The following is a 15,298-nucleotide window of genomic DNA, read 5'->3' as shown; positions in this document are numbered from 1 at the left end:
GGTGCAACAAGTCCTTTTCTTCAAGATATTAAGCTATTGTTTTTATGTGGGATAATTATCAAGTTTGTGCTATATCGAACATCATAAACATGGGGAAGAGTTCGATGAGCATCGATATCGGCGGGAGGCTTCGTTATGTGCGCATGCGGCAGAATCTGTCGCAGCGTGAGCTGGCCAAAAGGGCAGGTGTGACCAACTCCACCATCTCCCTCATCGAGGCCAATCAGTCCAATCCGTCCGTCGGTGCATTGAAGCGCATTCTCGACGGTATTCCCATCGGCATGGCCGAGTTTTTCGCGCTCGAACCGGATGCGCCGCACAAGGTATTCTATCAGGCCGAGGAACTGGTGGAAATCGGCAAGGGCCCAATTTCCTATCGGCAGGTGGGAGACCATCTGTTTTCGCGCTCTTTACAGATGCTGAAGGAGCGTTATGAGCCGGGTTCCGATACGGGAAAAGTGCTTTTGATGCACGAGGGCGAGGAAGGCGGCATCGTCATTTCTGGCCGCATCGAAGTGACGGTCGGCAGTGAACGCCGCATTCTGGGGCCGGGTGACGCCTATTACTTTTCCAGCAAGCTGCCGCACCGGTTCCGTTGCGTCGGACCGGTGCCATGCGAAATCGTCAGCGCCTGCACGCCGCCGAGTTTTTGAATCGCCTTGAGGAAGGCGATTCAATTTCGTGCAAATAGTCTATTCGTAGCGGGAAATACCGAGATCGTCGGCCCGGATATCCGGCTTGTTGCCGGAAATAAGGTCGGCGAGCAATTTGCCGGAACCGCACGACATCGTCCAGCCGAGCGTTCCGTGACCGGCATTGATGAACACGTTGTCGTAGCGCGTTGCACCGATGATCGGCGTGGAATCCGGTGTCATCGGGCGCAGGCCGGACCAGAAGGTTGCCGCTTTCAGATCGCCGCCGGGGAACAGGTCCGTTACCGACAGATCGAGCGTTGCGCGCCGCGCGGCAGGCAGGTCCGTGGTGAAGCCCGAGACTTCCGCCATACCGCCAACGCGGATGCGGTCGCCAAGACGGGTGATCGCAATCTTGTAGCTCTCGTCGAGCACCGTCGAAACCGGAGCGCGATCCTCGTCGACAATCGGTGCCGTGATGGAATAGCCCTTCACCGGATAGATCGGGGCGTTAAGGCCAAGCGATTTGACGAGCGCAGGCGTATAGCTGCCAAGAGCGACGACATAACGGTCGGCGGTCAGGACACCCTCGGAGGTCTCGACGCCGGAAACCTTGCCGCCGGACATCAGTAACGACTTGATGTTGACGCCGAAGCGGAATTTTACACCGAGTCCTTCGGCAATCTTTGCCAGCGCATTGGTGAACTTGAAGCAGTCGCCGGTTTCGTCATGCGGAAGACGCAGGCCGCCGACGAACTTGTCCTTCACGCGGGCAAGTGCCGGCTCCACCTTGGCGCAGCCTTCGCGGTCGAGGACTTCGAACGGCACGCCATCCTGACGCAGTACCTCAATATCCTTGCCGATACCGTCGAGCTGATACTGCTCGCGGAAAAGCTGGAGCGTGCCCTGCATGCGCTGGTCGTATTCGATGCCGGTTTCCTTGCGCAGATCGACAAGGCAATCGCGCGCATATTCGGCTACGCGCACCATGCGGGTCTTGTTGACCTTGTAACGGCTGTCGGTGCAGTTCGCGAGCATCTGCAGGAGCCAGCTATACTGAACCGGATCGCAAGTCGGACGCAAAACTAGTGGCGCGTGCTTCTGGAACAGCCATTTCGCGGCCTTGAACGGAATGCCGGGCGCGGCCCATGGCGAGGCATAGCCCGGCGAAACCTGACCGGCATTGGCAAAGCTCGTTTCCAGTGCGGGGCCTTCTTCGCGGTCGACAACGGTTACCTCGTGACCGAGCTTGGCGAGGTAGTAGGCGGTCGTAACGCCAATGACGCCGCTGCCGAGAATGGTGATCTGCATGTTCGCCTCTTGTCTTATACTTTTATGTCGCTCGCGCCGCTCTCCACGTAGACACGTGCATAACGGTTGCCGAGCGCAGTCAGAATTTCATAGGGAATAGTGTCGCAATCGCGCGCCACGTCTTCGAGGCGCTGGTGCGGGCCGATCAGCTCCACAAGACTGCCGAGTTTCAGCGTGCCTTCCGGCAATGCGCTGACGTCGAGCGTGATTGAGTCCATCGACACACGGCCGATGATCGGCAGTCGCGTATCGCCAAAGAAGGCCGCACCCTTGTTGCTGAGAGAACGGAACCAGCCATCGGCATATCCGACAGCAATCGTTGCAACCCGCATCGGCCCTTCGGCGATATAGGCGCCGCCATAGCCAACCGCCGCCCCCTTGTCGATCTCGCGCACCTGAATGACGCGTGCCGAAAGGGTGAGGACAGGAATGATCTCGCTTTTCGGTCCAACGCCATAAAGCGCGACACCGGGGCGGGCGAGGTCGAAATGATAGGTCTTGTCGAGGAAGCTGCCGCCGGAATTGGCAAAAGCAACCGGCAGTTTTGGCAGGCGCGCAAGCAGCGCGGTCATATTGGCAAGCTGACGGGCATTTGCCGCATTTTCCGGTTCGTCACCGCTGGCCAGGTGGCTGATGACAAACTTGATGTCGATGGCATCCAGAAGCGTGGCGTTCTCAAGAAAGCGTTCAAATTCCTTCGGCGACAGGCCGAGACGCGACATGCCGGTATCGAGCTGGAGCAGGGCGGGCAGCTTCTTGCCCTGTCTGGTGGCGAGTGCCGCCCAGTTTTCAATCTGTTCCAGCGAGTTGAGAACTGGCAGAATGCCTTCGCGGGCGCAGGCTTCTTCGGTTCCCGGTTGAAGACCGTTCAAAACGTAGAGCGTCGCGTCGGGCTGGAGAAACGGCTTCAGCGCTATCGCTTCGCCGAGATGGGCGACGAAGAAGTCACGGCAACCGGCATCGTAAAAAGCTGGCGCAACACGACTGGCGCCGAGCCCGTAGGCATCTGCCTTCACAACGGCAGCAGCGCGGGTGGGGGCGATATGACGGGCAATGGCCGAATAATTGTGACGCAGCGCCGACAGGTCGATGGTCAATACGCCACCGGCGGCAAGATCGCGCTCATCCTGTGAAAATTGCATCGACATCTCAACCATTTGCACGGTTCTTTCCAAACTGCTCACTACGCTACGAGAACGCCTGGAAGGTCATTGTCGATATGGATCGTCTGCCGCCCAAAGCATATAAGCCTCGGTTGAGAAACCTTGTGACTCATCACTCCCAAAGCTTGCTCGCATATTAGTCGAAGACTATTCGAATGTTTTTGCTATTTGTCGCATATTATGCGAATTTTCGCACATCTTGCGCATATTTTAGCTCCAGGGTTGAAGATTATTCATGCCAACGCTCGACAGTATCGACCGCAATATCATCCGTTGCCTGCGCCGTGATGGGCGCATGACCAACAGCCATCTCGCCAGCGAAGTAGGGCTTTCGCAGTCCGCCTGTCTGCGGCGGGTGCAGATATTGGAAGAAAGCGGCGTTATCCGTGGTTATACGGCCATCGTCGGTTCATCCGACGGCGATGAGCGGCTCGTCGCTATCGTACGCATTACGCTTGACCGGCAGACAGAGGAGTTTCTGAATCGTTTCGAGGAAGCGGTGCGGCGGCACCCCGAAGTTCAGGAATGTTATCTCATGACAGGCGATGCGGATTACATTTTGCGCGTCGAAGCCGAAAACGCTGCGGCTTATGAGATCATTCACAAGGAAATCCTGTCGCGATTGCCCGGTGTCGCGCGCATCCATTCCAGTTTCGCAATCCGCACGGTGCTTCTGTCAAAAGCACCGACTTCACGCGGCTGAAATGAAAAAAAGCCCGGCACTGACCGGGCTTTCTATCCGAAAGATCACTTTCTTTAACGGAATTCGTAGCGAAGACCGGCGCGGATCGTGTGCATGTTGAAGCCATTGTCCTTGGCCTGCGTTCCGGTGGCGCCCCGTCCTTCGGCATTGCCGTAAGGGTTGGTGCTGCGATCGGCTGCGTCAAAACCGTAGGCTTTGCCACCATTGATGCGCATATAGCGGTAACCGACATCAAGTTTGAGCTGCTCGGTGAGATCGTAGCTGACACCGGCCATGAGAGCCATTGCGAAGCGCCAGCTGTCGAGGCCGTCCTTTTCGCTGGAATAGGTGCAGCCTGCGCAGACTTCGTGGGTTTTCCAGTCGTCATATTGCACATAGGCGGCGCCAAGACCCGCGCCGAGATAAGGCGTCACAGGTCCTACACGCGGCAGGTCGACATAGGCGTTTGCCATGGCCGTCCAGATATTGGCTGTCGAGGAATCCTCGTAGTTGCAGTTGTCCTCGACCGGATTGAAGCCCTTGGCAGATTTCACATAGCTCGGACAGGCGGTGCGACCGTTGATGCCTGCACGGAAGAAGTCGAGCGTGGCATCGGCGCGGAACATATCGGTGAAGCGGTAACCAACACCCACGCCATAAGTTGCGCCTGCCTTGAGGTCGAAATCATCGTAGCGCAGCGTGTCGTCAATGCCGCGATAGGGCGGATCGAACTGGTTCCAGAAGCTCCAGTCGCCATCCGTGCTGGATTTGAAATTGTAACCGAGATCGCCACGAATATACCAGCCGGACGAATTAACCGGTTCCGGCATGGGTTCAATAACAGGGTCTGCAATTATGTCGGCGGCAAACGCCGCTCCTGATCCCGCCATCAGACTGATAGCCACGATGGCAATGGCGGAAGTGCACTTCATCGGTTCCCACTCCAAATCCGAACAGAAAAACGGCTCACAAGCCGTACTGCCGGATATGGTAAAGAGATATGTTTAACACTTGGTTATTTTTAAGTAACCTTGCGGTGCATCAGTCGCCGGTACTCGCGTGTGACGCGATGTTAGGCAAGCAATTTCTAAAGTATAGGAGCCGACGCGAGGCCGGCTCCTGTCGTTATCAGAAGTTTATCGAATGGATGATCGACTTATCGATATCGTTGATATCCCGCTTGCCGCAGAGCGCCATCGTGACATCCAGTTCCTTGCGGATGATGTCGAGTGCCAGCGTTACGCCGTCCTTGCCCATGGCGCCGAGGCCATAGAGGAACGGGCGACCGATATACACGCCCTGAGCGCCAAGTGCGCGGGCCTTGAGCACATCCTGGCCGGAGCGGATGCCGCCATCGACATGCACTTCGATCTTGTCGCCAACGGCATCAACGATCGGCTGCAGCATGGATATCGAGGACGGTGCGCCATCCAGCTGACGTCCGCCATGGTTCGACACGATGATCGCGTCGGCACCTGATTTGGCTGCCATCTTGGCATCTTCCACATCGAGAATGCCTTTAAGGATCAGCTTGCCGCCCCATTGTTCCTTGATCCAGGCAACGTCGTTCCAGTTGAGCTGCGGATCGAACTGTTCAGCCGTCCACGAGGAGAGCGAAGAAAGGTCGGTAACGTTCTTGGCGTGACCGGCAATGTTGCGGAACGTACGGCGCTGCGTGCCCATCATGCCGAGGCACCAGCCGGGACGGGTTGCCATCTGCCAGATATGCTTCGGGGTGAATTTCGGCGGAGCGGAAAGGCCGTTGCGGATATCCTTGTGGCGCTGACCCAGAATCTGGAGATCGAGTGTCAGCACCAATGCCGAGCAGCCAGCCGCCTTGGCGCGACCGATCAGGTTCTTCACGAAATCGCGGTCCTTCATCACGTATAGCTGGAACCAGAACGGCTTCTTTGTCACCGAAGCGACGTCTTCGATGGAACAGATGCTCATGGTCGAAAGGGTGAAGGGAACGCCAAAGGCTTCGGCAGCCTGTGCTGCCAGCATTTCACCGTCCGCGTGCTGCATGCCCGTCAGGCCGGTCGGTGCGAGAGCCACCGGCATGGACACTTTCTCGCCGATCATCGTCGTTTCCAGCGAACGGTTCGTCATGTCGACGAGAATACGCTGGCGCAGCTTGATCTTCTTGAAGTCGTCTTCATTTGAGCGATAGGTCGACTCGGTCCATGCGCCAGAATCCGCGTAATCAAAGAACATCTTGGGGACGCGGCGCTGGGCAAGCCGCTTCAGATCGGCGATTTCAACGATGTTGGGCATCTATCCCACCCCTTGTGGTAATTTTTCTTGACCAATCGCATGACGGATCGCGCGGCCGAAATCAAGTACGAACAAGTATCGAATAACAATTGCCTCGCGGTTAATTGAAGGACCGTGTAATTCCACTTATGATATTGGCACCCGCCCAAGGCATCTTTGCCACTCGAAGAAGGCGGTCCCGCAACTGGGTTAGAGGGTAACGGATGAGCAAGGCCACCAAAACCGGTTTCATCGGCAAGCGAGCCGCTGCAGCGGGTGGATGGGGTGCATTGAAAAGCTGCGGCAAGCAATTGCTTGCAAGTGGCGCTCCTCTTTCCGGCGCGCGCACGCTTCTCAAGGCGAACCAGCCGGACGGTTTCGATTGCCCAGGTTGTGCCTGGGGTGATCCGGAACATGGCTCATCTTTTGAATTTTGCGAAAACGGTGTGAAGGCTGTCGCCTGGGAGGCGACCGACCGGCGCACGACGCCTGCCTTTTTTCGGGAGCATACGGTTTCGCAGCTGCGCAACTGGACGGATTACGATCTGGAAAATACCGGGCGCCTGACCCATCCGATGCGGTACAATGCTTCGACCGATCAGTATGAAGCCATCGAATGGGATGAGGCGTTCAGGACTATCGGCGACATTCTCAAGAGTTTCAACAGCCCAAACCGGGTCGAGTTCTATACGTCGGGCCGCGCCTCGAACGAGGCTGCGTTTCTGTATCAGTTGTTCGTACGCGCTTATGGGACCAATAATTTCCCCGACTGCTCCAACATGTGCCACGAGGCTAGCGGCGTTGCGCTGAAACAGTCGGTTGGCGTCGGCAAGGGGACTGTCCTGCTGGAAGATTTCGAAATGGCCGATGCCGTTTTCGTTGTCGGTCAGAATCCGGGCACCAACCATCCCCGCATGCTGGGTGATTTGCGTCGTGCTGCCGAGCGCGGTGCGCGCATTGTCGTTTTCAATCCGATCCGCGAACGCGGGCTGGAGCGTTTTGCCGATCCGCAGAACAAGCTTGAAATGCTGCATGGCGGCAGCGAAGCCATAGCGAGCGATTATTTCCAGCCGCGTCTTGGCGGTGATCTTGCCGCTTTCCGCGGTATGGCCAAGGCGGTTTTCGCAGCGGATGATGCCGCACTCGCCGCAGGCAAGCCATCAATCCTCGACCGGGAATTTCTCAGCGCACATACAGCGGAACTGGAAGCCTATCGCGCTGCGGTGGACAGCACGTCGTGGGAAGAAATCGAAGACCAGTCGGGACTTCTCCGGCAGTCGCTTGAGTGCGCCGCAAAGATCTATATGGAATCGGATCGGGTCATCTGCACCTGGGCGATGGGCATCACCCAGCATCGTCATTCGGTGATCACGATCCGCGAAATCACCAATTTCATGCTGCTGCGCGGCAATATTGGCAGGCCCGGTGCGGGTCTCTGTCCGGTGCGCGGTCATTCCAATGTGCAGGGTGATCGCACCGTCGGCATCAACGAACGGCCTCCAGTCGCATTTCTTGATGCGCTGGAAAAGGAATTTGGCTTCAATGTTCCGCGTGAGCCGGGGCACAACGTTCTGGGTGCCATCGGTGCCATGCTCGACGGGTCGGCTCAGGCATTTATCGGTCTCGGCGGCAATTTCGCCCGGGCCACTCCGGATAGTCCGTTGATTTCAAAAGCGCTTTCCGGCCAGCGCCTGACGGTTCATGTCGCAACCAAGCTCAACCATTCGCATCTGGTGCCGGGGCAGGAATCTTTCATCCTGCCTTGCCTTGGCCGCACCGAGATCGACCTCAATTCCAGAGGTGTGGCCCAGATCGTAACAGTCGAAGATTCCATGAGCATGGTGCACGGTTCGGGCGGCATTAATGCGCCTGCTTCATCACATCTTCGTTCGGAAGTGGCGATCATTGCGGGTATGGCGCAGGCGACGCTAGGGCCGCAGCCGGTCAACTGGCTGGAGCTTGCCGACGACTATGATCTTATCCGCAACCATATCGCCCGTGTGTTGCCGGACTTCTACGATTTCAACGCTCGTGTACGGGTTCCGCGTGGCTTCCATTTGCGCAATTCTGCCCGTGAGCTGGAATGGAATACGACAAAGGGCAAGGCCACATTCTGGACCGGCGCCCTTCCGGAAGCTGTCGAGCATCAGCAGGCACGCGGCACGCCGGGGCGTTATGTGCTGCAGACCTTCCGTAGCCACGACCAGTACAACACCACCATTTATGGCATGGATGACCGCTATCGCGGTGTCTATGGCGAACGACAGGTCGTCTTCATGAATGAAGCTGACATGGCGGATATCGGTGTCGAGGCCGGTGACCGGGCTGATATTGTTGGCGAATTCGATGACGGCGTGGAGCGTATCGCGCGCGACTTCCGCTTCGTGCCCTATGACATCCCGCGCGGTTGTATTGCGGGCTACTATCCGGAAATGAACGTGCTGGTGCCGCTCGCCAGTTCTGGTGATGAAAGCTACACGCCCACATCGAAATCGGTGATCGTTTCGTTCCGCCCCCTTAAATCGGCAGCTGCATGATGGATGAGGGCGAAGCGGAATATATGGCGTTCGTCGACGCTTTGATGACGGCGTCCAGCAATTTGACCGGGCTTGGTGCCGGGATCATCGCCGCGCTAGCGCTGGATATCGCGTCGGATAGCCGAACTTTTGCGCGTTCGCTGGGGATCGCTCATGCACTTGTGCTTCGGGAAATTTCAGTGCTCGGGCAGGACCATGGTTATGTGCGGATCAAACAGCGCGATCCGCGCACGCAACGCACACGTTACGAATTGAATGTTGCCGGTAAAAGGCTTGTCGAGGAGGCAACGAGTTAGCCGCCGCCTATATTCTTGAAATTCAACACAACTATATATTTCTACTTATAAATTCTCTGATCGAAGGCAATGCCTGCCGATTGCTCCTGAGTAAGTGTTTTCGAAAAGACCTTAATAGCGATAACTATGATTCATCATCTTTTACAACGCCGCTTTTCTCTGCAAAGCTTTAGTTGCATTCTCAACAGAACCAAACCAGTGAGAATCGTGTAAATGGCAGCAAAACCATTCATTTACAGCGTGCAGAATGGGTGGAGGCGCGTTATGGGCCAGCTTGCTCCCCATTTCAAAGCACCCCGTATACTGCTCTTTTGCCTGGGGCTGCTTGCGCCGGGCGCAATGTTGCAGGCGCATGCCGACTCGCTCGACATCGTGCCGGTGGCAGCGGTAAAGGCAGTCGCCAGCGATTATCAACCGAAACTGACCTTATCCGGCGCCATTGCGGCACGGTCGCTTGTCAATGTCTCGTTTCGTCTGAACGGTCAGGTTGTGCAGCGTCTGGTCGAGATCGGCCAGCACGTGGAAAAGGGGCAGCCTCTCGCCAGCATCGATAATGTTGAGCAACAGGCCAATCTGCGCGTTGCACAGGCGTCGAAAGATGCCGCGCAGGCGCAGCTGGTGCAGGCCCAGGCCAATTTTGCGCGACAGAAGGCATTGCTGGCACAAGGGTTCACCACTCGCAGCACCTACGATCAGGCAAACCAGAACCTGCAAACGACGCAAAGCGCTCTTGCCAGCGCTGAAAGCCAGCTCAACGATGCACGCGATCAGCTCTCCTACACTGAATTGCAGGCACCCGTTTCAGGCGTGATTACGGCGCGCAATGTCGAGGCCGGGCAGGTCGTGCAGGCTGCGCAGACAGCGTTCTCGATTGCCGAGGATGGTCCACGCGACGCGGTATTCGATGTGCAGGAAACACTGGTCAATCATGCCAAAATCGGAATGGACGTAACGATTGCGCTGCTGTCCGATGCGTCGATAAGTGCCGAAGGCAAGGTTCGTGAGATTTCGCCGGTGGTCGATGCGCAGACTGGAACCGTACGGTTAAAGGTCGGCATAGCGCAAACCCCGCCTCAGATGGCACTCGGGGCCACAGTGACCGGCACGGTTCATATGGACACGGTGAAGGTGGTCGTTTTGCCATGGAGCGCAATGACTTCGGATGCCGGGCGTACAGCCGTCTGGAGGCTCTCGAAGGATTCCAAGGTGGCAACGCTGGTTCCGATCAAGGTGCTTTCATACGAAAAGGGGCGGCTACTCGTGGAAGGCGGGCTGCAGGAAGGCGAGCTGATCGTCACGAAGGGCGCACAAATGCTGCGTTCCGGCGAACCGACCGAAGTCGTGCAGGAACAGGAAGGACAAGTTGCGCAATGAAGGCGACAATCCAGTTTCCTAACATCCGCACCATGAGCAGTATTGCTGTTATCGCTGCCATGCTTGCGCTTGCCGCTTGCGGAAAAGGTGAAGAGAACACGGCTGAGACGGACCCTGTCCGTCCGGTTCTTTATATGGTGGTCGAGCCCAAGCCCGTAACGCAGACGGGTTTTGCAGGCACGATTGAGCCACGCTATTCCACTGATCTTGCATTCCGTGTGCTTGGGCGAATTATCAATCGGCCTGTTCAGGTGGGGGATATTGTGAAAAAGGACGAGATGGTTGCGATGGTTGATCCATCCAACCTCGATCTTGCCGTTCAGTCTGCGAGGGCTGATCTGGCGAGCGCCGAAGCACAATATGCCAACGCTGCGGCGAGCGAAGAACGCCAGAGCATCCTGCTTAAGGGCAACAACGTTTCGCAAGCCGATTATGATGCCGCCAGACAGGCGCGTGACAGCGCAGAGGCCGGGTTGGAAAAAGCCAGGGCAGGGCTGAAAAAGGCGCAGGATCAGCGCAGTTACGCTGTGCTGCGTCCGGATTATGATGGCGTCATTTCTGCAACGAATGCCGAAGTCGGGCAGGTGGTTGCCGCTGGCCAGACGGTTATGACGGTTGCGCGTCCCGATATTCGCGAAGCGGTGCTCGATATTCCTGACAGCATGACGCAATATTTTGAGCAGGGCACGCCATTCAATGTACAGCTCCAGGCCGATCCGAAAGTGACAGGGCAGGGAACAGTACGCGAGGTGGCGCCGCAGGCTGATGCGCAGACACGCACACGCCGTGTGCGTATTGCTCTCGACAACCCTCCGGAAGGCTTTCGCCTTGGCGCGACGATCCGGGCAGCCAAAGCCGGGTCTGAACAGAATCTTGTGACGATGCCGATACAGGCTTTGCTCGACGAAAACGGCAAGACAAGCATCTGGGTTATCGATCCGCATAAACAGACGGTCTCTCTTCATGACGTGCAGGTGACTGAACGGCGCGGCAACAGTTTCGTTGCCGGTGGCGTGGATGTCGGAAGCTATGTTGCGATTGCCGGTGTGCATGAGTTGAAAGAAGGACAGAAAGTCCGCCTGGACGAGAAAGGAACGGGCCTGTGAAGAAGGGATTTAATCTGTCTGACTGGGCTCTGAATCATCGGTCTCTGGTCTGGTATTTCATGCTCGTCTTTCTGGTGGCGGGCCTGATTTCCTATCTTGACCTTGGTCGTGAGGAGGATCCGGACTTCACCGTCAAGACGATGGTTGTACAGGCCAACTGGCCCGGCGCCTCCGTCGACGAAACGCTCAATCAGGTCACGGACCGGCTGGAAAAGAAGCTCGAAGAACTGGATACGCTCGATTATACGCGCAGCATAACCACGGCGGGCAAGTCGGTTGTGTTCGTCTTTCTGAAAGATACGACGCGGGCCGAGCAGGTCAAAAAGTCATGGACCGAAGTGCGTCATTTTCTGAACGATATTCAGAATACGCTGCCTCAGGGCGTTCTCGGACCGTATTTTAATGACCAGTTTGGTGACGTTTACGGAAACGTCTATGCATTCACGTCGGATGGTCTTTCCATGCGACAGTTGCGGGACTATGCCGAAAGCACGCGGACGAAAATTCTGACATTGCCCAATGCGGGCAAGGTCGAGCTGATCGGCGCGCAGGACGAAGCGATCTATCTGGAGTTTTCGACCCGCCAGATTGCAGCGCTTGGACTGGATCAGCAGGCAATCCTGCAGGCCTTGCAGGACCAGAATGCCATTACGCCGTCCGGTGTAGTCGAAGCCGGGCCGGAGCGCATCAGCGTGCGCGTCAGCGGACAGTTCAATTCGGAAGCGGATCTGCGTGCGGTAAACCTGCGCGTTAATGATCGCTTCTTCCGTCTTTCCGACGTCGCGACGATTACGCGCGGCTATGTCGACCCACCCGCATCCATTTTCCGGGTGAACGGGCACGATGCGATCGGCCTCGGCATTGGCATGAAGCCGAATGGCAACCTGCTCGAATTTGGCGCGGCACTCGACAAAATGATGAGCCAGGTGACGGCGGAACTCCCGGTCGGTGTCAAGGTCTTCAAGGTTGCCGATCAGCCGGAAGTCGTCAAGGACGCTGTTTCGGGCTTTACCGAAGCTCTGTTTGAAGCGGTTATCATCGTTCTGGCGGTGAGCTTCGTCAGTCTTGGGGTGCGAGCGGGTTTTGTCGTTTCGCTTTCGATCCCGCTGGTGTTGGCAATCACCTTCCTGGCGATGTCTTTGATGGATATTTCCCTGCAACGCGTGTCGCTCGGTGCGCTCATCATCGCGCTAGGCCTCCTGGTCGATGACGCGATGATTGCGGTGGAAATGATGGTGGCCCGGCTTGAGCACGGCGATCCCATCAACAAGGCTGCGACCTATGTCTATTCGCATACGGCTTTCCCGATGCTGACAGGCACGCTGGTTACGATTGCCGGGTTCATCCCCATCGGACTGAACAACAGTCAGGCGGGTGAGTACACGTTCACATTGTTCGTAGTGATTGCGGTTTCGCTGCTTGTTTCCTGGATCGTGGCAGTTCTGTTTGCGCCTTTGCTGGGTGTCACTTTCCTGCCGAAGAAAATGAAGGCGCATGAGGAAAAGCACAGCCGTCTTTTCCAGATATTTTCGCAGGTCCTGCTTGCGTCCATGCGGCACAAGTGGATCACGATCATTACGACCATTGCACTTTTCCTCGTTTCGGTTTTCGGCATGGGCTTTATCGAACGGCAGTTCTTCCCGGAATCCGACCGTCCGGAACTGGTGCTCGACTGGACCTTGCCTCAGAACAGTTCCATCACCGACACCAAGGCCCAGATGGAGAAGTTTGAAGCCACGATGCTCAAGGACAATCCCGATGTGGATCACTGGAGCACGTATGTCGGGGAAGGTGCTATCCGTTTCATTCTCTCCTTCGACGTGCAGCCAGCAAATCCCTATTTCGGGCAGATGGTCGTTGTCGCGAAGGACCTCGAAGCGCGTGACAGGCTCAAGCAGAAATTCAACGAGGTTCTGCGCAAGGATTATGTCGGGACGGATGTCTATGTGAAGTATCTGGAGCTTGGACCGCCAGTTGGCCGTCCGGTGCAATATCGCATCTCGGGTCCGGATGTCCAAAAACTGCGCGGTGTCGCACAGGACTTTGCCGGCATCCTCAGTTCCGACAAGCGGCTTGGAGTGGTGAGCTACAACTGGAACGAGCCGGGTCGGGTTATCCGCGTCGACGTCATGCAGGACAAGGCGAGAAAGCTCGGCATTTCCTCGAAGGATATTGCAACGACCCTGAATGGCGTTGTCGGCGGTATCACCATCACTCAGGTGCGGGATTCGATCTATCTGATCGACGTTATTGTGCGGGCACAGAAACACGAACGCGATTCGATCGATACGCTGCAAAGTCTTCAGATCGCAACCGGTAACGGGACGTCGGTGCCATTGGCCGCGATTGCCAATTTCCGATATGAGCTGGAACAGCCGGTTGTCTATCGCCGGTCGCGTATTCCTACGATCACGGTTGCTGCAGGCATTATCGACAAGACGATGCCGGATACGATCGTCAAGGATCTGGCACCTGCCATCAAGACTTTCGCCGACCAGTTGCCGTCCGGTTATCAGATCCAGATTGCTGGCACGGTGGAGGAGAGCGGTAAGAGCCAGGGGCCGATTGCTGCCGTGGTGCCTCTGATGCTGTTCGTCATGGCGACAATCCTGATGATCCAGCTTCAAAGCTTCCAGCGCTTGTTCCTTGTTGTCGCCGTGGCGCCGCTTGGACTGATCGGTGTGGTGGCTGCCTTGTTACCGAGCGGCAAACCGCTCGGCTTCGTGGCCATCCTTGGTGTGCTGGCACTGGTCGGTATTCTTATCCGAAACTCGGTCATTCTGATCGTGCAGGTCGAAGAGCATATCACCGAGGGCATGCACCCGTGGGATGCGGTGACGCAGGCCAGTCAGCACCGAATGCGACCCATCGCGCTGACGGCGGCGGCAGCAAGTCTGGCACTGATCCCGATTGCGCGTGAAGTGTTTTGGGGACCAATGGCCTATGCCATGATGGGCGGCATCATAGCGGGCACGGCAATCACGCTTCTCTTCCTGCCGGCACTTTATGTCGCCTGGTTCCGGATCAAGGAGCCCGAGCATGGCGTAGATAAGCCACCAGCCGAGGCGCATCCCGCTCCGCAATCGCATTAAACAAAAAGCCCGGTCATGACCGGGCTTTTTTCATGAGATTGTCACTTGCTATTGGTTCTATATAGGTTCTATTATGTGAAGCATGAATAGAACCACATTGATCACGGCCATCGAAGAGCGCGGTTTGCACGATCCGCAGCTTACGGGGCCGCTTTACCGGAACCTTGCGCGTATTCTCGGTGAACTGATCGAGGAGGGGCAACTTGCGCCCGCTGTCGGACTGCCTCCGGAGCGCGATCTGGCGGAGCAGCTTGGCGTCGGCCGCATCACCGTTCGCAATGCGTATAAGGAACTGCTGACCCAGGGCGCGGTCGAGGCGCGGCGCGGCAGTGGCACCTTCGTTGCCGAACGCCCGGCCCGCATCAGCCAGCATCTCTGGCGCCTGACTTCGTTTTCCGAGGATATGCTGTCGCGTGGCAAGGAGCCGGGCGCACGCGTTGTCACCAACAAGGTTGACAGGCCGTCGCCCGACGAGGCTTTCCGGCTGGGAATCGGCGTTGATACGACGGTGGTGCGGCTGGATCGTCTGCGCCTTGCCGATGGTGTGCCGATGGCCTTCGAGCGGGCTGTGGTCCCGCGCCATTATCTGGATCAGGACCGCGTCGAAGAAACCTCGCTTTATGGCGCATTGGCAAGGCGTGGCCATAAGCCGGTGCGCGCCTTGCAGCGCTTGACGGCGGTTACACTCGACCCCGGCACGGCACGCCTGCTCGGTGTCCACCGGGGCGCGCCAGCACTTTTGATCGAGCGTGTCTCGCATCTCGAGGACGACCGGATCGTCGAATATACCCGTTCGCACTATCGCGCCGATGCCTATGACTTCGTCGCCGAACTGAAAATTGGAGAATGACC

General features: G+C 57.1%; 12 protein-coding genes. 8 read left to right on the top strand and 4 right to left on the bottom strand.

The genetic code is table 11. The annotated features are described in order from the left end of the window. Positions 1–104 precede the first annotated feature (104 nt). On the top strand, positions 105–653 hold the full coding sequence (locus tag ABDF71_RS11585) for a cupin domain-containing protein (protein ID WP_010659512.1): 549 nt from the start codon (positions 105–107) through the stop codon (positions 651–653). Positions 654–692: 39 nt separating this feature from the next. On the opposite strand, the gene ABDF71_RS11580 is transcribed toward ABDF71_RS11585, so the two are convergent. Together ABDF71_RS11580 and alr are read right to left on the bottom strand one after the other, a co-directional pair. Next, positions 693–1,943, bottom strand: coding sequence for a D-amino acid dehydrogenase (locus ABDF71_RS11580; RefSeq protein ID WP_010659513.1), 1,251 nt, complete (start codon positions 1,941–1,943; stop codon positions 693–695). A gap of 14 nt (positions 1,944–1,957) precedes the next feature. Further along, on the bottom strand, positions 1,958–3,100 hold the full coding sequence (alr, locus tag ABDF71_RS11575; protein WP_010659514.1) for an alanine racemase: 1,143 nt from the start codon (positions 3,098–3,100) through the stop codon (positions 1,958–1,960). Between the two features lie 241 nt (positions 3,101–3,341). Here alr and ABDF71_RS11570 point away from each other — a divergent pair, with 241 nt between their 5' ends. Further along, a complete protein-coding gene (locus ABDF71_RS11570) occupies positions 3,342–3,809 on the top strand; it encodes an Lrp/AsnC family transcriptional regulator (RefSeq protein WP_010659515.1) in 468 nt (155 codons plus the stop codon). A gap of 53 nt (positions 3,810–3,862) precedes the next feature. Here ABDF71_RS11570 and ABDF71_RS11565 read toward each other — a convergent pair whose 3' ends face one another. Together ABDF71_RS11565 and ABDF71_RS11560 are read right to left on the bottom strand one after the other, a co-directional pair. Next, the gene (locus ABDF71_RS11565) at positions 3,863–4,720 is read right to left on the bottom strand and encodes an outer membrane protein (protein ID WP_151663754.1); all 858 of its coding nucleotides are present in this window, start codon (positions 4,718–4,720) and stop codon (positions 3,863–3,865) included. 196 nt (positions 4,721–4,916) lie between these two features. Then, on the bottom strand, positions 4,917–6,062 hold the full coding sequence (locus ABDF71_RS11560) for an alpha-hydroxy acid oxidase (protein ID WP_036585574.1): 1,146 nt from the start codon (positions 6,060–6,062) through the stop codon (positions 4,917–4,919). A 203-nt stretch (positions 6,063–6,265) separates the two neighbouring features. Here ABDF71_RS11560 and ABDF71_RS11555 point away from each other — a divergent pair, with 203 nt between their 5' ends. From ABDF71_RS11555 to ABDF71_RS11530, 6 genes are all read left to right on the top strand, one after another. Further along, positions 6,266–8,578, top strand: a complete 2,313-nt coding sequence (locus ABDF71_RS11555; RefSeq protein WP_500061567.1) for an FdhF/YdeP family oxidoreductase — start codon at positions 6,266–6,268, stop codon at positions 8,576–8,578. Next, positions 8,575–8,874, top strand: a complete 300-nt coding sequence (locus tag ABDF71_RS11550; RefSeq protein ID WP_010659519.1) for a hypothetical protein — start codon at positions 8,575–8,577, stop codon at positions 8,872–8,874. Before ABDF71_RS11555 ends, ABDF71_RS11550 begins: the two co-directional genes overlap by 4 nt. A gap of 339 nt (positions 8,875–9,213) precedes the next feature. After that, positions 9,214–10,248 carry an efflux RND transporter periplasmic adaptor subunit gene (locus ABDF71_RS11545; protein ID WP_373418740.1) on the top strand — a complete coding sequence of 345 codons (1,035 nt, stop codon included), beginning with the start codon at positions 9,214–9,216 and terminating at the stop codon, positions 10,246–10,248. Between the two features lie 32 nt (positions 10,249–10,280). Beyond that, a complete protein-coding gene (locus ABDF71_RS11540) occupies positions 10,281–11,354 on the top strand; it encodes an efflux RND transporter periplasmic adaptor subunit (protein WP_374710375.1) in 1,074 nt (357 codons plus the stop codon). Beyond that, positions 11,351–14,446 carry an efflux RND transporter permease subunit gene (locus tag ABDF71_RS11535; RefSeq protein WP_500061566.1) on the top strand — a complete coding sequence of 1,032 codons (3,096 nt, stop codon included), beginning with the start codon at positions 11,351–11,353 and terminating at the stop codon, positions 14,444–14,446. The genes ABDF71_RS11540 and ABDF71_RS11535 overlap by 4 nt, the downstream gene beginning before the upstream one ends. Positions 14,447–14,528: 82 nt before the next feature. Then, on the top strand, positions 14,529–15,296 hold the full coding sequence (locus tag ABDF71_RS11530) for a GntR family transcriptional regulator (protein WP_010659523.1): 768 nt from the start codon (positions 14,529–14,531) through the stop codon (positions 15,294–15,296). Positions 15,297–15,298 lie beyond the last annotated feature (2 nt).

Source organism: Ochrobactrum sp. WV_118_8, from assembly GCF_039631535.1.
Taxonomy (GTDB): Bacteria; Pseudomonadota; Alphaproteobacteria; order Rhizobiales; family Rhizobiaceae; genus Brucella; species Brucella anthropi.
The sequence above is the reverse complement of the archived record's forward strand: the minus strand, read 5'-3'. Positions and strand labels throughout refer to the sequence as shown.